Source organism: Solimonas aquatica, from assembly GCF_900111015.1.
Lineage (GTDB): Bacteria > Pseudomonadota > Gammaproteobacteria > Nevskiales > Nevskiaceae > Solimonas > Solimonas aquatica.
The window spans coordinates 112,590-131,872 of the sequence record NZ_FOFS01000004.1 but is presented as its reverse complement, the minus strand read 5'-3'; the positions used below and the strand labels follow the sequence as shown (position 1 = coordinate 131,872).

At 67.2% G+C, this 19,283-nt stretch carries 18 protein-coding genes; 13 read left to right on the top strand and 5 right to left on the bottom strand.

The features are described from left to right. Positions 1-55: 55 nt before the first annotated feature. The 10 genes from ileS (at position 56) to BMY12_RS06150 (ending at position 11,264) form a co-directional block, all read left to right on the top strand. Positions 56-2,812 (top strand): isoleucine--tRNA ligase, encoded by a 2,757-nt coding sequence (ileS, locus tag BMY12_RS06195; RefSeq protein WP_366516795.1) that lies wholly within the window; start codon positions 56-58, stop codon positions 2,810-2,812. After that, entirely contained in the window at positions 2,812-3,210 is a 399-nt protein-coding gene (locus tag BMY12_RS06190; protein ID WP_218140106.1) for a hypothetical protein, read from the top strand. The genes ileS and BMY12_RS06190 overlap by 1 nt, the downstream gene beginning before the upstream one ends. Positions 3,211-3,220: 10 nt before the next feature. Next, entirely contained in the window at positions 3,221-3,718 is a 498-nt protein-coding gene (lspA, locus tag BMY12_RS06185) for a signal peptidase II (protein ID WP_093283498.1), read from the top strand. Further along, on the top strand, positions 3,718-4,689 hold the full coding sequence (gene ispH / locus BMY12_RS06180) for a 4-hydroxy-3-methylbut-2-enyl diphosphate reductase (protein ID WP_093283496.1): 972 nt from the start codon (positions 3,718-3,720) through the stop codon (positions 4,687-4,689). Before lspA ends, ispH begins: the two co-directional genes overlap by 1 nt. Next, entirely contained in the window at positions 4,686-5,630 is a 945-nt protein-coding gene (locus tag BMY12_RS06175; protein ID WP_143068862.1) for an FAD-dependent oxidoreductase, read from the top strand. Before ispH ends, BMY12_RS06175 begins: the two co-directional genes overlap by 4 nt. Positions 5,631-5,720: 90 nt before the next feature. After that, a complete protein-coding gene (locus tag BMY12_RS06170; RefSeq protein ID WP_093283490.1) occupies positions 5,721-6,428 on the top strand; it encodes a GntR family transcriptional regulator in 708 nt (235 codons plus the stop codon). 163 nt (positions 6,429-6,591) lie between these two features. Continuing rightward, positions 6,592-7,698, top strand: coding sequence for a BMP family ABC transporter substrate-binding protein (locus tag BMY12_RS06165; protein ID WP_093283488.1), 1,107 nt, complete (start codon positions 6,592-6,594; stop codon positions 7,696-7,698). Beyond that, a complete protein-coding gene (locus BMY12_RS06160) occupies positions 7,695-8,798 on the top strand; it encodes an ABC transporter permease (protein WP_093283485.1) in 1,104 nt (367 codons plus the stop codon). Before BMY12_RS06165 ends, BMY12_RS06160 begins: the two co-directional genes overlap by 4 nt. Then, positions 8,791-9,711, top strand: coding sequence for an ABC transporter permease (locus BMY12_RS06155; RefSeq protein WP_093283482.1), 921 nt, complete (start codon positions 8,791-8,793; stop codon positions 9,709-9,711). Before BMY12_RS06160 ends, BMY12_RS06155 begins: the two co-directional genes overlap by 8 nt. Before the next feature lie 5 nt (positions 9,712-9,716). Beyond that, positions 9,717-11,264, top strand: coding sequence for an ABC transporter ATP-binding protein (locus tag BMY12_RS06150; RefSeq protein WP_093283480.1), 1,548 nt, complete (start codon positions 9,717-9,719; stop codon positions 11,262-11,264). 12 nt (positions 11,265-11,276) lie between these two features. On the opposite strand, the gene BMY12_RS06145 is transcribed toward BMY12_RS06150, so the two are convergent. From BMY12_RS06145 to BMY12_RS06140, 3 genes are read right to left on the bottom strand one after another with little or no spacing between them, the layout of a single operon-like run. After that, the gene (locus BMY12_RS06145) at positions 11,277-11,633 is read right to left on the bottom strand and encodes a DUF2867 domain-containing protein (RefSeq protein ID WP_218140105.1); all 357 of its coding nucleotides are present in this window, start codon (positions 11,631-11,633) and stop codon (positions 11,277-11,279) included. Between the two features lie 6 nt (positions 11,634-11,639). Continuing rightward, entirely contained in the window at positions 11,640-11,807 is a 168-nt protein-coding gene (locus BMY12_RS20480) for a hypothetical protein (protein ID WP_218140104.1), read from the bottom strand. Next, positions 11,804-12,745 (bottom strand): AraC family transcriptional regulator, encoded by a 942-nt coding sequence (locus BMY12_RS06140; RefSeq protein WP_093283477.1) that lies wholly within the window; start codon positions 12,743-12,745, stop codon positions 11,804-11,806. The genes BMY12_RS20480 and BMY12_RS06140 overlap by 4 nt, the downstream gene beginning before the upstream one ends. 175 nt (positions 12,746-12,920) lie before the next feature. Between BMY12_RS06140 and BMY12_RS06135 the strand changes: the two genes are divergently transcribed. Continuing rightward, entirely contained in the window at positions 12,921-13,913 is a 993-nt protein-coding gene (locus tag BMY12_RS06135) for an aldo/keto reductase (RefSeq protein ID WP_093283860.1), read from the top strand. Between the two features lie 109 nt (positions 13,914-14,022). Continuing rightward, positions 14,023-14,682, top strand: coding sequence for a glutathione S-transferase family protein (locus BMY12_RS06130; RefSeq protein ID WP_093283475.1), 660 nt, complete (start codon positions 14,023-14,025; stop codon positions 14,680-14,682). A 137-nt stretch (positions 14,683-14,819) separates the two neighbouring features. Here the strand turns inward: BMY12_RS06130 and BMY12_RS06125 are convergent, their stop codons facing one another. Next, positions 14,820-16,433: a substrate-binding domain-containing protein gene (locus BMY12_RS06125; protein WP_093283472.1), complete on the bottom strand. Its 1,614-nt coding sequence runs from the start codon at positions 16,431-16,433 to the stop codon at positions 14,820-14,822. A gap of 208 nt (positions 16,434-16,641) precedes the next feature. Beyond that, positions 16,642-17,421: a hypothetical protein gene (locus BMY12_RS20230; protein WP_177188873.1), complete on the bottom strand. Its 780-nt coding sequence runs from the start codon at positions 17,419-17,421 to the stop codon at positions 16,642-16,644. 168 nt (positions 17,422-17,589) lie between these two features. On the opposite strand from BMY12_RS20230, the gene BMY12_RS06115 reads away from it, so the two are divergent. Further along, positions 17,590-19,275 (top strand): ShlB/FhaC/HecB family hemolysin secretion/activation protein, encoded by a 1,686-nt coding sequence (locus tag BMY12_RS06115; RefSeq protein WP_093283466.1) that lies wholly within the window; start codon positions 17,590-17,592, stop codon positions 19,273-19,275. Positions 19,276-19,283 lie beyond the last annotated feature (8 nt).

Genomic DNA, 19,283 nt, shown 5'->3' with positions numbered 1-19,283 from the left:
GAGCGACAAGCCGGATTACAAGCACACCCTGAACCTGCCGGAAACCGCGTTTCCGATGCAGGCCAATCTGGCCAAGCGCGAGCCGGAGATGCTCGCGCGCTGGCAGCAGGAAGACCTCTACGCGCAGGTGCAGCAGGCCTGCGCCGGCCGCCAGAAGTTCTGGTTCGTGGACGGGCCGCCGTATGCCAATGGCGATATCCACATCGGCCATGCGGTCAACAAGACGCTCAAGGACATGGTGGTGAAGTCGGCGCGCCTGGACGGTCACGACGCTGCCTTCGTGCCGGGCTGGGACTGCCACGGCCTGCCCATCGAGCTGCAGGTGGAGAAGAAGCACGGCAAGGTCGGCGAGAAGCTGGACGCGCGGACCTTCCGCGAGAAGTGCCGCGAGTACGCCAGCGAGCAGGTCGGCCGTCAGCGCGAGGACTTCAAGCGTCTGGGCGTGCTCGCCGACTGGGACCAGCCTTATCTCACCATGCTGCCGGCCTTCGAGGCCGAGCAGCTGCGCGTGCTGGCGCGCATCGTCGACAACGGGCATGTGGTGCGCGGCTTCAAGCCCGTGCACTGGTGCCTGGATTGCGGCTCCTCGCTGGCCGAGGCCGAGGTCGAGTATCAGGACAAGCAGTCCACCGCCGTGGATGTGAAGTTCGCCGCCGCGGATGCCGCCGATCTGGCGCGTCGCTTCGCGGTGACGCAGGCCGCCGGGGCCGGCTTCGTGATCTGGACCACCACGCCCTGGACGCTGCCGGCCAATCAGGCGGTCGCGGCCGGCGCCGAGCTGGTCTACGCGCTCGCCGACTTCGGCGACAAGGGTCTGCTGGTGGTGGCGGCGGAACTGGTCGAGGCCCTGGCCAAGCGTTATGGCGTGAGCGCGCAGGTGCTCGCGACCGCGCCGGGCAGCGCGCTGGAAGGCGCGCGCGCGCAGCATCCCTTTGCCGACCGCACGGTGCCCGTGATTCTCGGCGCGCATGTCACGCTCGAAGCCGGCACGGGCCTGGTGCACACCGCACCCGCGCATGGCGTGGACGACTACAACGTGGGCCGCGAATACCAGCTGCCCGTGGACAATCCGGTGGGCAGCAATGGCGTGTTCATCGCTGCCGCGCCCCTGGTCGCCGGCCTGCATGTGCGCAAGGCGGAAGAACCGATTCTCGCCGCGCTGCGTGAGTCCGGTGCCCTGGTGCACGAGAGCAAGATCACGCACAGCTACCCGCATTGCTGGCGTCACAAGACGCCGCTGATCTTCCGCGCCACGCCGCAGTGGTTCGTGTCGATGGATGCCAAGGGTCTGCGCGAGCAGGCCCTGGATGCCATCGGCAAGACGCGCTGGGTGCCGGACTGGGGCGAGAACCGCATCCGTGAAATGGTTGCGGGCCGGCCCGACTGGTGCATCTCGCGCCAGCGTTACTGGGGCGTGCCGATGGCGGTGTTCATCCACTGCGAGAGCCAGCAGCTGCACGGCGAGACCGCCGCGCTGCTGCGCCGCATTGCCGACAAGGTCGAAGCCGAAGGTCTGGAGGTCTGGTTCGGTTCCAGCGCCAGCGACTGGGGCGTGGACGAGGCCGCGTATGAGAAGTGCAGCGACACGCTCGATGTGTGGTTCGATTCCGGCGTCGCGCATCAGGCCTTCTTCAAGGCCCTGCTGCCGCAGGAGCTGGACGCAAACGGACTCGCGCCGCAGGCCGATATCTATCTGGAAGGCTCGGACCAGCATCGCGGCTGGTTCCAGTCGTCCTTGCTGACCTCGACCGCCATGCGCGGCCGTTCGCCGTACAAGGAAGTGCTCACGCACGGTTTCACCGTCGATGAGCAGGGCCGCAAGATGAGCAAGTCGCTGGGCAATGTCGTCGCCCCGCAGCAGGTCTTGAAGACGCTCGGCGCCGATGTGCTGCGCCTGTGGGTGGCCTCCAGCGATTACTCCGGCGAGATCGCGATCTCCGATCAGCTCCTGCAGCGCACGGCGGACGCTTACCGGCGCATCCGCAACACTGCGCGCTATCTGCTCGGCAGCTTCAAGAATTTTGATCCGGCAAGGGATCAGGTGCCGGCGGCGCAGCTGGTGGCGGTGGACGCCTGGGCCATCGCGCAGGCGGCGCGGCTGCAGGAGGAACTCAAAGTCGCGTATCGCGAGCGCCAGTTCCATCTGGTCTATCACAAGCTGCACAACTACTGCGTCAACGATCTCGGCGGCCTGTATCTGGACCTGCTCAAGGATCGTCTCTACACCGCGGCCAGCGGCTCGCAGGCGCGGCGTTCTGCACAGACCGCGCTGTATCACATCGCGGAAGGTCTGGTGCGCTGGATCGCGCCGATTCTTTCCTACACCGCCGATGAGATCTGGCGCATGCTGCCGGGTGATCGCCGCGTGCCGGTGTTCGCGCAGGCCTGGCATGAATTCCCGGTGGTGCCGGCGAGCAGCCTGGATTTCAGCCTGCTGCAGGCGGTGCGCGAGCCGGTGAAGAAGGAGCTGGAGAAGCTGCGCGCCGCCGGCGCGATCGGCTCCAGCCTCAATGCCGAAGTCACGCTCTACGCCGAAGGCGAGACCGCGCAGGCGCTGCGTGCGCCGGGCGAGGAGCTGCGCTTCTGGTTCATCACCTCGGCCGCCAGCGTGCAAAGTGCCAGCGACAAGCCGGCCGATGCCGCCGATGCCGGCAACGGCGTGTTCGTCAGCGTGCAGGCCTGCGCGCATGCCAAGTGCGAGCGCTGCTGGCATCTGCGGGCGGACGTGGGCAGCGATGCGCGCCATGCCACGCTCTGCGGGCGCTGCGTGAGCAATATCGAAGGCGGCGGCGAGACGAGGCGCTTCATCTGATGCATCTGCGTCGTCTGTCGCTGTCCTTCACCGCAGGACTGGTGGGTGCCTTGCTTGCGAGCCTCGCGCTCTGGGCTTCGGCGCGTTATGGCCTGAACACGCGCCTGCACGTGGCCATCGCGCCGGTGCTGAGCGCCGACTGGCTGTACCCGCGTCTGGTGATCGGCGGTCTGTGGGGCACGCTGCTGATGCTGCCGGTGTCGCGCAATTTCTTCCTGCGCGGCCTGCTGCTCAGCCTGCCGCCGGCGCTGGTGCAGCTGCTCTGGATCTTTCCTTATCAGTCGGGCCTGGGCTGGCTGGGTCTGGAACTGGGTTTGCTCACGCCGGCGTATATCTGGGCGCACTGGCTGATCTGGGCCTGGATTGCGGTACTCTGGGCGCGACTCACCGGTCAATAGAAGCGAGCGCATGTCCTTTCAACCCCGCAATGTCTACTGGGCCTGGCTGTCGGTGCTGGTGATCGTTCTGGATCAGATCAGCAAGCAGCTGGTGGTGCGGCATATGGACTGGTTTGAAGTCCGGCCGCTGCTGCCGTTCCTGAATCTGGTGCACATGAAGAACACCGGCGCGGCCTTCTCCATGTTCACCAATGCCTCGCCGGTGATCTTCGTGCTGCTGGCCACGGCGGTGAGCGTCGGCATCCTGCTCTGGCTGCGCCGTCATCCCAGCGGCCAGACCCTGGTGGCGATTGGTGCCTCGCTGATCATGGGCGGGGCGCTGGGCAATGCCATCGACCGCGTGACGCGCGGGCATGTGGTGGACTTCATCGACTTCTACGTCGGCAACTGGCATTTCGCGGCCTTCAACATTGCCGATTCAGCGATCAGCTGCGGCGCAGCGCTGTTGCTTCTCGACATGCTGCTGGATGCACGGCGCCAGCGTGAGGCCGGCAAGGTGGGTTCCTGATGGACGTGCTGCTGGCCAACCCGCGCGGCTTCTGCGCCGGTGTGGACCGCGCCATCGAGATCGTGGAGCGCGCGCTGGAGGTGCTGGGTGCACCCATCTACGTGCGCCACGAGGTGGTGCACAACCGCTTCGTGGTGGAGAACCTGCGCGCCAAGGGCGCGGTGTTCGTCGATGAAGTGGACGAGGTGCCGGCCGGCGCCACCTGCATCTTCTCCGCGCACGGCGTCTCGCAGGCGGTGCGCGAGGCGGCCAAGGCGCGGCAGCTCACGGTGTTCGATGCCACCTGTCCGCTGGTGACCAAGGTGCATATCGAGGTCAAGCGCTACTCGCGCGAAGGCCGTGAGGTGGTGCTGATCGGCCACGCCGGGCATCCGGAAGTGGAAGGCACCATGGGCCAGTTCGACACCGCCCACGGCGGCGCGATCTATCTGGTGGAAACGCCCGAAGACGTGCAGAAGCTGCCGGTGCGCAATCCCGCGCACCTGGCCTATGTCACGCAGACCACGCTGTCGATGGATGACACCGCGCGTGTGATCGAGGCCCTGCGCACGCGCTTTCCCGCCGTGGACGGCCCGCGCAAGGACGACATCTGCTACGCCACGCAGAACCGCCAGGACGCGGTCAAGGAACTGGCGGCGCGCAGCGATGTGGTGCTGGTGGTGGGTTCGCGCAACAGCTCCAACTCCAACCGCCTGCGCGAGCTTTCACAAAGCTGCGGCACGCCGGCGTATCTGATCGACGGCGCGCAGGACATCCTGCCCGAATGGGTGCGCAACAAGCAGCGCGTCGGACTCACCGCCGGCGCCTCGGCGCCGGAAGTGCTGGTGAAGGAAGTGGTGAACCGTCTGCGCGAGCTGGGTGCGCAGCACGTAGAAGAAAGACCCGGGCGTGAGGAGAACATCGTGTTTTCGCTGCCGCCGGCGCTGCGCCGTGCGACGGGAAAACCTCCAGTCTCGCAAGAGCCGACGTGAACGAATCCGGTTTTGATGTCGTGGTGGTGGGTGGCGGGGTGATGGGTCTGGCTTGCGCCGAGCGCATCAGCCGCCTGGGTGGCATCCGTCCCGAGCGCATCGCGCTGATCGAACGCGGCAGCCTGGGCCGTGCCTCGGCCTCCTGGGCCGGCGGCGGCATGCTCTGTCCGCTGCCGCCCGATGAATGTCCCGCGCCCATCCGTGATCTCTACGAGCGCAGCCTGGCGCTCTATCCCGGCTGGTGTGCCGCACTGCGCGAGGAATCCGGCATCGATCCGGAGTACTGGCAATGCGGCGCGCTGTATCGCAAGGACGGCCGCGAACAGCATCTGGACTGGCTGGCGCAGGTGCGCAATCCCAGGCTGCTGCAGGCCCTGATCGCGGTGCTGCGCCGGCGTGGCGTGCGCCTGATCGAAGGCTGTGCGCTGCAGTCCTGGATCGTCGAAGACGGCGTGCTGCGCGGCTTGCGCAGCAGCCTCGGTGAAATCCGCTGCAGGCAGGCGGTGCTGGCTGCCGGGGCCTGGTCCGGTGCGCTGGGCGCGGAAGGCATCACGCCGGCCAAAGGCCAGATGCTGCTGCTGCGCGCCGTGCCCGGCGCGCTGGCGCAGATCATCATCGGCGAAGGCGGCTATCTGATTCCGCGCCGCGACGGCGGCGTGCTGGTGGGCAGCACGGTGGAGGAGGTGGGCTTCGACGAGCTGCCCAGCGCCCAGGCCCTGGAACTGCTGCGCGCGCGTGCCCAAAGACTCTGGCCGCAGGCGGCGGCGCTGCCGCTGGAACGGCACTGGGCCGGCCTGCGGCCCAAGCCGCAGGGCGAGGCGCCGCTGCTCGGCGCGCATCCGCAGATCCGCGGACTGCTGCTGGCCACCGGGCATTTCCGCATCGGCATCACCCTGGCGCCGGCCAGCGCGGAGCGCATCGCGCAGCGCATCGCGGCCTGAAAAGGCGTCCGGCCAAGCACGACCTTTGCTTGTGCTTGGCCAGCGCCGCGTGCTACTGCTGCGCATACGCTCATCCTCACCAAGGCCGCAATGGCGCAACAGATCGCCAACTCTCTAGCCGAACAGATCTATGCCCGCGTCAAGGGCGAGATCTTCGACTTCCAGCTGCTGCCCGGCACGCGCTTCACCGAGACCGAGCTGGCCGAGCGCTATGGCGTGTCGCGCACGCCGGTGCGCGATGCCCTGTACCGGCTCAAGCGCGAAGGCTTTCTGGAAGTGGCGTTCCGCAGCGGCTGGAACGTGCTGCCCTTCGACTTCGTGCGCCTGGACGAGCTCTACAGCCTGCGTACCCTGCTGGAAGTCGCGGCCGTGGAGCATCTCTGCCAGGCCAGCGGCAAGCTGGACGCCATCGAGCAGCTGCGCGGCATCTGGTGCCGGCCGGTGGCCAAGCGCGAGAGCGATGCGCGCCTGGTGGCGGAGCTGGACGAGCAGTTCCACCAGCGTCTGGTGGAAGCCGCCGGCAACCGCGAGCTGGCGCGCGTGCACGCCGAAATCACCGAGAAGATCCGCGTAGTGCGACGCCTGGACTTTCTGGTCGAGAAGCGCGTCGATGCCACATATGAAGAGCACGGCAAGCTGCTGCGCCTGATCTTGGGGCGCAAGACCACCGAAGCGGCCATTCTGGTGCGCTCGCACATCACGCAAAGCCAGAAAGAAGTGCGCAAGATCACGCTGCACATGCTGCACGAGGCCCGCGAGGTGCTGACGCGTCGCGATCCCAAGCGCGCGGCTGGCTGAGATTTTTTGCGCGGCGTCGCCGCCGCGCGCCCCCGTCCCCCCCAAAAAGCGCCAGCGTTTGGCACAGCGCTTGCTGCTGGGTATTCAGTCTTGAATACAAGATGGACCGCGCCGGGGGGGCACACCTGCGGTCTTCTCACCATCATCCGCAAGGGAGACCAGCATGACGCTCAATCGCCGCCAGTTCCTGGCATCCGGTGTTTCCGCCGCCGCCGCCGGCCTGCTGCCGTTCGGCGCGTTTGCCGCCGAGCGCAAGCTCACCATCGGCGCGCTGTACGTCGGGCCGCATGACGATTACGGCTACAACCAGTCGCATGCGCAGGCCGTGGCCAAGCTCAAGGCCCTGCCGGGCATCAAGGTGGTGGAGCAGGAGAACGTGCCGGAAACCGTGGCGGTGCAGAAGGCCATGGAAGCGATGATCGAGGAAGACGGCGCCGAGCTGATCTTCGTCACCTCCTTCGGCTATTTCTCGCACGCGGTGAAGCTGGCGCCCAAGTATCCGAAAGTGCGCTTCGCGCATTGCGGCGGTCTCTGGCAGGCCGGCAAGGACCCGGCGAACGTCGGCAGCTACTTCGGCTACATCGACGAATGCCAGTATCTCAACGGCATCGCCGCCGGCCATGCCACCAAGAGCAAGAAGCTGGGCTTCGTCGCCGCCAAACCCATCCCGCAGGTGCTGCGCAACATCAACGCCTTCACCATGGGCGCGCGCAGCGTCAATCCCGAGATCAGCACGCAGGTGATTTTCACCGGTGACTGGTCGATGCCGGTGCGCGAGGCCGAGGCCACCAACTCCCTGGCCGACAAGGGCGTGGACGTGGTCACCTGTCATGTCGACAGCCCCAAGGTGCTGGTGGAAACCGCCGCCAAGCGCGGTGTTGATGTCTGCGGTTATCACGCCGATCAGTCCGTGCTTGCGCCCAAGCTCTATCTCACCGGCGCGGAGTGGAACTGGGAGACCGTGTACAAGGCTTATGCGCTCGCCGCGCAGAGCGGCGCGCCGTTCGCCAACATGACGCGCGGCGGTCTGAAGGATGGCTTCGTGCGCATGTCGGCCTACACCGCCGCCACACCGGCCAAGGCCAGGACCGCGATTGATGGCGTGAAGGCCAAGATGCTGGCCGGCAAGTTCGACATCTTCAAAGGCCCGCTCAAGGACAACACCGGCAAGGAAGTGATCCCGGCCGGCACGACGCTGGTGCAGACCGATCTCAAGCTGGAAAGCATGGATTACCTGGTGGAAGGCGTGATCGGTTCCACCGGCGCATGAGCGAGCTGTTGCGCGAGCGGGCGCTGGTGCTGATGCGCGCACCGGGTTCGTTCGCGCTCGCCGCGCTGCCCACGCTGCTGGCCGTATGCAGCGCGCTGGCGATGTTCTCGCTGTTTCTGCTGGCGCAGGATGTTTCGCCGCTGGAAGCCTTGCGGCTGATGTTCAAGGGCGCGTTCGGATCGTCGTTTGCGTGGGCCAACAGCCTGCAGCGCGCCGCGCCCTTGATGCTCACGGCGCTGTGCGTGGCGCTGCCGGCGCGTGCGGGTCTGGTGGTGATCGGGGGAGAAGGAGCCTTGGCGCTGGGGGGCTTGGCTGCGGGCTCGGTGGCCGTGATGGCGCCGAGCCTCGCGGTTAAAGCCGCCGTGCCGCTCATGGTTCTGATGGGCGCCCTGATCGGCGGCTTGTGGATCGCGTTTGCCGGCATGCTGCGCCAATGGCGCGGCGTGAACGAAACCATCGGTTCGCTGCTGCTCTCGTATCTGGGCATCGCCCTGTTCAATCATCTGGTGGAAGGCGCGCTGCGCGATCCCGCCAGCCTCAACAAACCCTCCACGCTGCCCTTGCCGGAAAGCTGGATGGTGGGCGCGATGCCGGGCCTGGAGGTGCACTGGGGCTTTGCCTTCGGTGCGGCGGCCTGTGTGCTGGCCTGGATTTTCCTGCGCTGGAGCGTGCCGGGCTTCGCGCTCAATGTGGTGGGCGGCAATGTCAACGTCGCGCGCCTGGTGGGTCTGCCGGTGGATCGTCTGGTGATCGGCGCCTGCTTTGCCGGTGGTGCGGCCGCCGGGATCGCCGGCGCGTTTGAAGTGGCGGCGGTGCAGGGCAGCGCCAATGCCTCGCTGCTCTCCGGTTATGGTTATGCCGGCATCCTGGTGGCGTTTGCCGCGCGACAAAATCCGCTGGCGGTGATCGTCTGCGCGGTGCTGGTGGGCGGCATCGGCGCCAGCGGCAGTCTGCTGCAGCGCCGCCTTGGCCTGCCCGATGCCGCGACCCTGGTCTTGCAGGGGCTGATCTTCGCCAATCTGCTCGCCTGGGAAGCCCTGCAGGGCCGCCTCGCGAACTGGCAGCTGCGCCTGAGCAGCCTGGGAGCGCGCGATGTCTGAAGCCGTGGTGAGTACGCTGGCCATCGGCATGATCGGCGGCGCGATCCGCGTCGGCACGCCGTATCTGTTCGTCAGCCTGGGTGAGTGCATCACCGAAAAGGGCGGGCGCGTGAACCTGGGCCTGGAAGGCATTCTGGTGATGGGCGCGATGAGCGGCTACGCGCTCTCATACCTGAGCGGCTCGCCCTGGATCGGTCTGCTTTGCGCCGCGGCCATGGGCTTGTGCATGGGCCTGCTGCACGGGCTGATCTGTTCGCTGCCGCGCGTCAACGACATCGCCTTCGGCATCGGCCTGATGCTGCTGGGCACGGGCCTGGCATTTTTCCTGGGCAAGGGCTTCATCCAGCCACAGGCCCCGCAGCTGCCGGCGCTGTCGCTGGGCAGCTTCATCGCCGATCCGCGCTGGCGCAGTGCGCTGTCGATCAACGCCCTGTTTCCGATCGGCGTGCTGCTGAGCCTGCTGCTGCACTGGGGCTTGCGCAGCACGCGGCCGGGTCTGGCCCTGCGTCTGGTGGGCGATCACGAAGGCACGGCGCGCGCCCTGGGTTATCCGGTGGCCACGGTGCGCATCATCGCCACGGCGGTGGGCGGCGCTTTCGCCGGCGTGGGCGGCGCGTATCTGTCGCTGTGCTATCCGGGTTCCTGGAGCGAGGGCCTGTCCAGCGGTCAGGGCATCATGGCCGTGGCCCTGGTGATCTTCGCGCGCTGGCGGCCGCTGGGCTGTCTGGCGGCGGCGATGCTGTTCGGTGCGGCCGGTGCGCTGGGGCCGGCGCTGCAGTCCATCGGCATCTCCTCCGGCTACCACCTGTTCAATGCCGCGCCCTATGCCCTCACGCTGGCGATCATGATCGCCAGTTGCCGGCCGCGACAGACACTCGGCGGCACGCCGGGTGAGTTGTCGCTGACGAGATAAGCGACATGAGCCGCGCCCTCGCACTCGAAGTCATCGCCGCCGGCAAGTCCTTTGGCGCCTTCCGCGCCCTGGATGAAGTCTCGCTGCGCGTGAAGCCCGGCAGCGTGCACGCGCTGCTCGGTGAAAACGGCGCGGGCAAGAGCACGCTGGTCAAAGGCCTGATCGGTTACCAGTCCCTGGATCAGGGGCAGGTGATGGTCGATGGTCGCGAGGTGGAGATTGCGCATCCGCGTGCCGCGCAGAAGCTCGGCATCGGCATGGTGTATCAGCACTTCACCGTCGCGCCGGGTCTGTCGGTGGCGGAGAACCTGCTGCTGGCCACCGGCAAGCTGCCCCTGCATATCCGCTGGGGCCGCGTGCGCGCCGAGCTGAGCGCGTTCATGGACGGCGCGCCGTTCAAGCTGGCGCTGGATGCGCCGGTGAGCGGTCTGAGCGCGGGCGAAAAGCAGAAGCTGGAGATCCTGAAGCAGCTGTATCTCCAGCAGCGCCTCCTGATTCTCGACGAGCCCACTTCCGTGCTCACCGTGCAGGAGGCCGATGAGGTGCTGGGCCTGCTGCGCGACATGGCACATCGCGGCGAGATCAGCGTGCTGATGATCACGCACAAGTTCGGCGAGGTGCTGGCCTATGCTGATGAAGTCACCGTGCTGCGTCGCGGCCGTCTGGTCGCGCAGGCGCCGGTGGCCGAGGCCACGCATGACAAGCTCGCGCGCTGGATCATGGGCGAACCCGAAGCCGGCGAATCGGCGGAAGCCCTGCTCGATGATGCCGCCACGCGCCGCCTGCCGCGCGCGCCCGGCAGCCGCGAAGCGCGTCTGGAAGTGGATCGCTTGAGCGTGCTGGATGATCGCGGCCTGCCGCGCGTGCACGAGGTGAGCCTTGCCGTGCACGGCGGGGAACTGGTGGGCCTGGCCGGCATCGCCGGCAATGGCCAGCGCGAGCTGATCGAAGCCCTGAGCGGGCAGCGTAGCGTGCTGGGCGGCGCGATCCGCGTCGATGGTCTGCCTTATGCCGCCACGCGCGCGCAGATGCGCGAGCGTCGTGTGTTCAGCCTGCCGGAGGAGCCCTTGTATCGCGGCTGCGTGGGCAAGCTCTCGGTGGCGGAGAACATCGCCCTGCGCAATTTCGATCAGGCGCCGATCCGTCGCCTGGGCGGCCTGGTGAGCTACCGCGCGATCCGCGCGCAGGCGCAGGCACGCATCGCAGCCTTCAAGGTGCGGCCGCCGCTGCCGCAACGCGCGATGGCCTCGCTCTCCGGCGGCAATGTGCAGCGCGCGGTGCTGGCACGCGAGCTGTCCGAGCCGGTGAACGTGCTGATCGCCGCCAATCCGGTATTCGGTCTGGACTTTCGCGCCGTCGCCGACATCCACGCCCGCCTGCTCGCCGCGCGCAACGCCGGCGCGGCGGTGCTGGTGGCCAGCGATGATCTGGACGAGCTGCTGCAGCTCGCCGACCGCCTGCTGGTGATCCGCAACGGCCGCATCGTCTACGAGGTGGACGCCGCCAGCGCCGACCGCGCCGTGATCGGCGGGCATATGGCGGCCGGGCATTGAGCGGCGCCGCCGCTACGCCATCTCTCGCCCCAGCGAAGCCAGCACCGCCGGCGCGATGAGCCGATGCATCGGCCATACCGGAAACATATACAGGCGTCCCAGAGCATTCTTGACATGCACCACCGTGCTCACCGTGATGAGCACTTCGCGGCCACCGGCCTGCAGCTGGCGATGGATGCTCAGCACCACGTCTAGATGTTTGTCGCGATCTCCTATCAAGGCTTCGTTGAAGCTGTTTTCAAACACCGTGAAGATGCCGATCCGCTCGCCGGCTACATAAGCTTGCGCCGGCTTGTCGGCCGCGAGCGAGGACATGGCCCCCAGATTCTTCAGGCCGAGGCGCTGAACCACCCGGTTGCGGATGCGCATGCAGCGCTACACCCAGGGTGGCGTGGTGCGCATCGCGGCGATGAAGTGCGCCAGCGCCGAACGCTCTGTGCGCGCCGAGCTGATGCGCCAGGCGTCGTGGAAGTCGGCGTCCTGCAGCAGCGTCGCGGCGCGGCTTGCCGCTGGCACCGTGGCGGGTTCGGGGCGCGGGTTCATGGGCTGCGATGCTCACCCGCGCGTCGCCGCAAGGCTTCGATCTGCTGGCGTGGTGGCACGCCGAACAGGCGTTTGTATTCGCGACTGAACTGTGAGGCGCTTTCATAGCCGACGCGGTGCGCGGCGCTTGCAGCCTCCAGTCCCTCGCCGAGCATCAGGCGCTGTGCTTCGTGCAGACGCAGCTGCTTCTGATACTGCAGGGGCGACATCGCGGTCACGGCCTTGAAGTGCTGATGCAGCGAGGACAGGCTCATGTTCGCGGTCTGCGCCAGTTGTTCCAGACTCAGGTTCTGCGCATAGCGTTCGCGCAGCAGTTGCAGGGTGCGATGAATGCGCTCGGCGCGGCTGTCCACCAGCGCCAGCGCGCGCAGGCGATGGCCCAGCTCGCCGGTGAGGCTGCGGTAGTGGATTTCGCGCAGCACCAGCGGTGCGAGCACCGGCACATCCTCGGGCGTATCGAGCAGGCGCACCAGGCGCAATACCGCATCCAGCAGCGCTTCGCTCAGCTGCGCGCTGTACAGGCCGCGATCCACCGCGCCGGCCGACGGCGCGCCGCCGTCCAGCAGCAGGCTGCCGAGTTCCCTGGCGTCGATGTTGATGCGCAGACACAGATACGGGCGCTCCGGCGAGGCCTCGATGATCTGCGCGATGATGGGCATGGCCACCGACACCACTAGATAGCGCAGCGGGTCGTAGACATAGGTTTCGCCGTGCAGCAGCGCGTGCTTGCGGCCTTGCACTACGACACACAGCGCCGGCTCGTAGAGCGCCGGCAGGGCCTGCGTGGGCGTGCTGGCGCGGATGATCTGCACGGCCTCGATGGCGGTCTGGTGGCGGCCGTCGGTCGTGGCCAGGCGCGACAGCCGCGCCACCAGTTCGGTGCGGCGTGGCTCGTGGCCGGATTCGTTGGAATTCAGCGGTAGCACGGTGGAGGACATGGTGTCGGCATCGCGAGGGAACCGGCGTCGATGATGCGCGCGTCGCGCCAGGTCTGCACGCGGTTCTGCAGGATCGGGCAAGGATGCGCGAGCATTGATCTAAGCCTGCCCGGCACGGCGGCCTTAGGCTGTGCACCTCATCCCTCGCTGATGGAGTGCTGTCATGAACGACAAGCTGGCAACGCGCAGGCTGGGCCGCAACGGCGCCGTGGTTTCCGCGCTGGGTCTGGGCTGCATGGGCATGTCCGATTTCTATGCCGGCCGCGACGAGGCCGAAGCCCTGGCGACGATCGATCTGGCGCTGGCGCGCGGCATCAATCTGCTCGACACCGCCGACATGTATGGCCCGCATACCAACGAAGAACTGGTGGGGCGCGCCATCGCCGGTCGGCGCACGCAGGTTTTTCTCGCCACCAAGTTCGGCATCGTGCGCGATGCGCAGGATCCCGCGAAGCGCAGCGTCGACGGCCGTCCCGAGTATGTGCGCGCCGCCTGCGAGGCCAGCCTGCAGCGCCTGGGCGTGTCGCATATCGATCTGTATTACCAGCATCGTGTCGATCGCAGCGTGCCCATCGAGGACACCGTGGGCGCCATGGCCGATCTGGTGAAGGCCGGCAAGGTGCGTTACCTGGGCCTGTCCGAAGCTTCGGCGCAGACGCTGGAGCGAGCCTGCGCGGTGCATCCGATCAGCGCGCTGCAGAGCGAGTATTCGCTGTGGACGCGCGATCCGGAAAGCAACAGCACGCTCGCCGCGTGCCGCCGCCTGGGTGTGAGCCTGGTGGCCTACAGTCCGCTGGGGCGCGGCTTTCTCACCGGCGCGCTGCGCAGCGCTGCGGATTTTGCCGAGGACGATTACCGTCGCCAGAGTCCGCGCTTCCAGGGCGAGAACTTCGCGCGCAATCTGAAGCTGGCGGAGGCGGTGCAGAGCCTCGCGCAGCAGCACGGCTGCACGCCGGCGCAGCTGGCCCTGGCCTGGGTGCTGGCGCAGGGACAGGACATCGTACCGATTCCCGGCACCAAGCGGCGCCGCTATCTGGAAGAAAACCTCGGCGCACTGTCGGTGCAGCTCAGCGCCCAGGAACTGGCGCAGCTGGATGCGGTGTTCCCGCCCGATGTCGCGGCCGGTTCGCGTTATCCGCAGGCGGCGATGGCGTCGATCAACGCCTGAGCCCGTCGTCGTCGCGCGACAGCGCGCGGGCCGGCCCAGGCTGCCGCCGGCTTGTGCGCCGTCGCGCGCACGCGCTAGCGTGTGGGCTTGTCCCGACAAGGTCATCGCCATGACGCTCGCGCTCTACGGTCATCCGTTCTCCTCGTACACGCAGAAGGTGCTCATTGCGCTGTACGAAAACCAGCTGCTCTTTGAATTCCGCTGCATCGGCCCCGAAGCGCCGGCGCATGTCACGGAGTGGCTGCGACGCTGGCCGCTGCGCAAGTTTCCACTGCTGCTCGATGGCGAGCAGCAGCAGGTCGAGTCGAGTGTGATCATCGAGTACCTGCAGCTGCGCCACCCCGGCCCGCTGCGCCTGCTGCCGGATGAGCCGATGGCGGCGCTCAAGGTGCGCTTTCTGGATCGCTTCTTCGATCTGCATGTCATGGATGCGATGCAGATCGCGGTGGACAGCGCGCTGGGCAGGCTGCCGATGCCGCGCGAGCAGGGCGTGGCGATTGCCGGCGAGCGTCTGCTGCGTGCCTACGACTGGCTGGAGAACGAGCTAGCCGGGCGGCAATGGGCGGCCGGCGAAGACTTCACGCTCGCCGACTGCGCCGCAGCGCCTGCGCTGTTCTACGCCGACTGGGTGCTGGCCATTCCCGAAGCCCATCCGCGCCTGCGTGCCTATCGCGCGCGACTGCTGGCACGGCCTTCGTTCGCGCGGGCGGTGGACGAGGCACGGCCGTATCGGCCGCTGTTTCCGCTGGGTGCGCCGGATCGCGACTAGGGCCGGTCGACATTCACTTTGCCCGCTGCGCGCAAGAAAATATCAGAGGGTTTTGAAAGGCACGCAAAAAAAAGCCCCGGACGAGCCGGGGCCAGGATGGGAAAGCTACAACGTGAAAACTGTTGCGGCGAAAACCTTTAGTTCTGGATGCAGGCGTCGATCAGCGCCGCCGGCGTGGCGTAGCCGCCACCCAGGGTCAGTGTCAGCGGCGCGTAGCCCGAGGTCTTGCCGATGGTCTTGGTCTTGGCCAGCGTGGCGGTGTCGTAAGGCGTCTTCAGCAGGCTCTTGAGCGCCGCGGTGTTGGCGCCATTGCCCGTGCTGTTGGCCACCAGATAGGTGAGCGCGACCAGCGGGTAGGTGCTGACGTCGGCGGCAGCCTTCTTGGTCGCGGCCGGAGCGGCGAACAGCGCCGCCGGGTCCACCACCTGCACGCAGCCCGCAACGCCAGCCGGCGTGTAGGCAGCGCTGTCGAGCGCCTGACGGCCGTTGGAACCCACCGAGCCCATCAGCTTGTCAGCCTGCGCGGTCAGCGCCACGCCCGTGGTGCCCTTGGCCAGCAGGTTCTTCGCCGGGTCGAGCTTGTTGTAGGTGATGGCCGGGCAGGTGAACTTCAGCGTCTTGGTGGAGCTCGGGTTGGTCACCGTGGTGATCGGCCCCACGGTCTTGTCCACGCGCTTGCCGTAGGTGCCGTTCGGGCAGCTGCCCGAGCCGCTCGGCGCCAGCACCAGCGAAGACTTGGCCACGTCCGCCGCATAAGCCACGGTGGCGTAGGTGACCTTGCTGCCGGCGAGCTTGGCGCGCGCGGCGGCGTCGGCGACGTCGGCATAGCCGATGGAGCCGTCCACTGCGTTGACGCGCGAGACCACGCCGCCGTTGCCGCTCTGCGCATCCACCGTCGGGGCGGTGAAGCCGCTCAGGAAGGACGTGGTGAACACCTTGTTCATCTTGAAGCCGGCGTAGGCGGTATCACCCGGCAGCGCCAGCGAGGGGCAGGCCGCGCTCAGGAAGTTGGTCAGGTTGAAGGTGGTGCCCGAGGAGTCGGAGCGGACCACCAGATTGATGGCCTTGGCCTTGGCGGTGTACTTCGGCGTATGCGTCAGCTGGCTCCAGTTGGTGATCGCACCGGAGAAGATGCCGCAGATGTCCGAACGCGTCAGGTTCAGCTTGGTCTTGCCCAGATCGCTGTTGTTGTAAACGATCGCGATGGAGCCGATGGTGCTGGGAATCTGTACCAGCTCGGTGTGGGTGGCGGCCTTGTTGGTGTTGAAGTTGGTGATGTCGCTGGTGGACAGCGGCTCATCGGTGCCCGCGAAGCTGGCTTCCACGCCCGAGGGCGCGCCGAAGCCGGCCGGCGTGCTGCCGTAGTCACCGCAGGCGCCGCTGGCGAGGACGGTGCCGGCGCTGCCGCCGGTCAGCACGTTCTTGCCCGTGCCCGAACCGGTCTGGCAATACCAGGCGCCGATGGTGTTGTTGAGCACGGCGAAGGCGCCGAACAGCGAGCCCTTGTCGGCGGTGGCGGTGGTGACGCCCGAGGGCGCGGCGATGCCGTTGGTGACGGAGAGACGGGCTGCCGTCGGCAGCGCGGTCTTCACGCCGAGGAAGGTCGAGCCGATGTAGGCCTCGGCCGGGAAGGTGGCGCCGCCGCCGTAGAGAACCGTGGCGGGCGGCGTGGCCGTGGCGGCGAAGGCCGACGGCGCCGCAAGCACGGCCGCGACGGCCGCGATGCGGAACAGCTGATGGATCGATTTCATGAAATCCCCTTGAGAGAAATGGTCAACGACCACGGCGCCTGCAGCGCAAGCGCCGCCGTACTTGAATCGCTTGAATCGCGAAAACCCCTGCTTTGACGCGACAACTCACCTGGCACTGGCACCTGCTCGCCATGAGCGAGCGGCTGGCACCTTACAGGCGCTTCATTGCAGTTCTCTTAGAGTTTTGTGAAACGCACGGCGAAATCTTTCAGCGTCGGCGCGCGGCGATGAGAATCAGGCAGCCGCGGTGTTCCAGCAGCGTGCCGTCCGTCGTGATGCCCAGCAGTGTGGTCTGCGCATCCAGCGCGCTGCCTTCGTTGATGCGCACGCCATCGACGATGGCGAAGCGGCGTCTGGCGTCACGGTCGTAAGCCAGCACATCGAAGCGCGGCGTCTTGAAGGAACTGCGCAGGGCCTCGGGTAGCGAGCGGCTGTCCAGCGGCTGCGCGGCATCGGGCGCCGCTTCACAGCGCTGCGTCGCTGCGGCGCCGGCGGCCGCGGCGATTGCCGACAGTCTGGCCTGCCGGCGTTGCTGTGCCAGTGGTGAAGCGCTGTAGTCGCGCTGCGGCGCATCGAGCTCATCGCTCGGCAGCGCCGGCGCCTCGTCTTCGGCGGCAGTGGTGATCACCTCGTTGCTGGGGCGGATGCCCTCACCCGGATCGGGTGTCTGCAGCGCATCGTGAAAGGCATAGGGATCGTCATCGCCGCTGTCCTCGTCCAGGCTGCCATCCATCTCCACGACTTCCATCTGCTTCGGGCCGGACTGCGTGGCGGCGGGTGCAGTCGTCGTGACAGAGGCGGCCATGTCCTGCCGGACCCTTGCCGCATGAATCGCGGCCATTTCGGTTTCGCGCGGCGGGGATGAAGGCGCGGGTGCGCCGGCCAGCGTCAGCAGCAGCGCGATGCCGCCCAGCGCCAGCAGCGGCAGCGACCAGCGCTTCAACAAAGACAATGACTCACCGGAGTGGTTGGAGGCGTAAGCCGGCATGGGCAGCTCGGAAGGCAACAATTCTGTAACGGTAGCCTTCGATAATGACAAACGTTCGACAGCGGCCCGCTGCTGCGGCTCTCTCGCGTCGAAACAGCCTTTGCGAGGTCGCGCAAGGGCGCAGATCAGAGCTTGGGGCTACACGCGTTTTTCCATCTGGGGAAGGGGATGTCGTCTGTGCGTATCTACGCCGCACTGGCTTTGCTGGTGGGCGCCGTTGGCGTGTCGCGAGCGCAGGAAGCGCCGCGCGTCGCAGGCGCCACGCAGGTGGTGCCGGTACAGGATCGCCGTTTCGACATCCAGGAATTCCAGGTGCTGGGCAACAGCGTGCTGACGCCGCGTGAGATTCAGGAGGTGCTGCAGTTCTTCGTCGGCGAGCAGCGCAAGGCCGAAGACGTGGACGGCGCACGCGCCGCGCTGGAGAAGCTGTACAAGGAGCTGGGCTATCGCACCGTGACGGTGACCATTCCCAAGCAGACCATCCGCGACGGCATCATCAAGCTGCAGGTCAGCGAGACGGCCATCGGCGATACGCGCATCGAAGGCGCGCGCTACAGCTCCGCGCAGGGGCTGCGCCTGGAGGTGCCTTCGCTGCAGGCCGGCACGGTGCCGAACTTCAATGAGCTGCAGCGCGAGCTGCTCTCTGCCAACCGCATCGCCAGCCGGCGCGTCACGCCGGAGCTGGCGCCGGGACAGGTGCCGGGCACGCTGGACATCACGCTCAAGGTGGACGAGTCGCTGCCGCTGGGCGCCTCGCTGGGCCTGAACAACGATCACGCCCGCGGCACCACGGCGCTGCGCAGCTATGTCAGCGCCTACTACGGCAATCTCTTCCAGCGCGGCAACACGCTGAGCCTGTTCTACAGCACCGCGCCTTCGCGAAGCGATGACGGCCGCATCCTGTCGGCCTCCTACGCCCTGCACCTGGGCGATTCGCCCTGGACCCTGACCCTGTCCGATCTGCAGAGCAACAGCCGCATCGAGGTCGCGCAAGGCATTCTGGCGATCAGCGACAGCAATACCATCGGCCTGCGCCTGAGCCGCCCGCTGACGGTGGAGAGCCAGGACTGGTTTCCCAGCATCACGCTGGGCGCCGATTACAAGAACTTCGACTCGCAGACCGTGCTCAGCTCGGCGCAGGGCAGCAAGACCGAACTCACGCCGCTGCGTTATCTGCCGCTGAGCGTGTCGCTCTCGCAAAGCTATCGCGGTACGCATCACCGCCTGCAGAGTGATGCAGCGCTGATCATGAGCACCGGCGCAGTGGGCAGCGATGAGCAGCAGCTGGATCTGTCGCGCTATGGCGCACGCGCGCAATCGGTATACCTGCGGGCCTCGCTCAGTGATTACATCTCGCTGCCCAAGGGCTTCGGCATCAATCTGCGTGCGCTGGGCCAGTTCACCGACCGGCCGCTGCTGCCGGCGGAAAAGCTCTCCGGTGGCGGCACCGACAGCGTGCGCGGCTACTTCGAGGCCGAGGTCACCGGCGATTACGGCGCCGTGGGCAATCTGGAGCTGCGTCTGCCTTCGCTGCCGGATCTGTTCGCCGCCGCGGGCTGGGCCGCCTATCTCACCGAGCTGCAGCCTTACGGCTTCTTCGACGCCGCCTGGCTGCATGACCACGGCCCTTATGTCGATGCCAGCTCGCCGCGCATCTTCAGGCTGATGAGCACCGGTGGCGGACTGAGCCTGCGCATGCGCGAGTACGCGAACCTGCAGCTGGTGTACAGCGAGGCGCTGCGCAGCCTGCCGTTCGTGAAGTCCGATCCGAATTCAAACACGCCCAGCGGTCTGGCCGCACCGACCGCCAAGGGTGATCGTCGTCTGCTGTTCCGCTTCGTCGGCAGTTTCTAGGGAGTGTG

Excerpts from the sequence above, each read along its gene's own strand:
- ileS (WP_366516795.1), top strand. The coding sequence starts at position 56 with ATGCAGGCCAATCTGGCCAAGCGCGAGCCGGAGATGCTCGCGCGCTGG.
- BMY12_RS06190 (WP_218140106.1), top strand. The coding sequence starts at position 2,812 with ATGCATCTGCGTCGTCTGTCGCTGTCCTTCACCGCAGGACTGGTGGGT.
- lspA (WP_093283498.1), top strand. The coding sequence starts at position 3,221 with ATGTCCTTTCAACCCCGCAATGTCTACTGGGCCTGGCTGTCGGTGCTG.
- ispH (WP_093283496.1), top strand. The coding sequence starts at position 3,718 with ATGGACGTGCTGCTGGCCAACCCGCGCGGCTTCTGCGCCGGTGTGGAC.
- BMY12_RS06170 (WP_093283490.1), top strand. The coding sequence starts at position 5,721 with ATGGCGCAACAGATCGCCAACTCTCTAGCCGAACAGATCTATGCCCGC.
- BMY12_RS06165 (WP_093283488.1), top strand. The coding sequence starts at position 6,592 with ATGACGCTCAATCGCCGCCAGTTCCTGGCATCCGGTGTTTCCGCCGCC.
- BMY12_RS06160 (WP_093283485.1), top strand. The coding sequence starts at position 7,695 with ATGAGCGAGCTGTTGCGCGAGCGGGCGCTGGTGCTGATGCGCGCACCG.
- BMY12_RS06155 (WP_093283482.1), top strand. The coding sequence starts at position 8,791 with ATGTCTGAAGCCGTGGTGAGTACGCTGGCCATCGGCATGATCGGCGGC.
- BMY12_RS06150 (WP_093283480.1), top strand. The coding sequence starts at position 9,717 with ATGAGCCGCGCCCTCGCACTCGAAGTCATCGCCGCCGGCAAGTCCTTT.
- BMY12_RS06145 (WP_218140105.1), bottom strand. The coding sequence starts at position 11,633 with ATGCGCATCCGCAACCGGGTGGTTCAGCGCCTCGGCCTGAAGAATCTG.
- BMY12_RS20480 (WP_218140104.1), bottom strand. The coding sequence starts at position 11,807 with ATGAACCCGCGCCCCGAACCCGCCACGGTGCCAGCGGCAAGCCGCGCC.
- BMY12_RS06140 (WP_093283477.1), bottom strand. The coding sequence starts at position 12,745 with ATGTCCTCCACCGTGCTACCGCTGAATTCCAACGAATCCGGCCACGAG.
- BMY12_RS06130 (WP_093283475.1), top strand. The coding sequence starts at position 14,023 with ATGACGCTCGCGCTCTACGGTCATCCGTTCTCCTCGTACACGCAGAAG.
- BMY12_RS06125 (WP_093283472.1), bottom strand. The coding sequence starts at position 16,433 with ATGAAATCGATCCATCAGCTGTTCCGCATCGCGGCCGTCGCGGCCGTG.
- BMY12_RS20230 (WP_177188873.1), bottom strand. The coding sequence starts at position 17,421 with ATGCCGGCTTACGCCTCCAACCACTCCGGTGAGTCATTGTCTTTGTTG.
- BMY12_RS06115 (WP_093283466.1), top strand. The coding sequence starts at position 17,590 with ATGTCGTCTGTGCGTATCTACGCCGCACTGGCTTTGCTGGTGGGCGCC.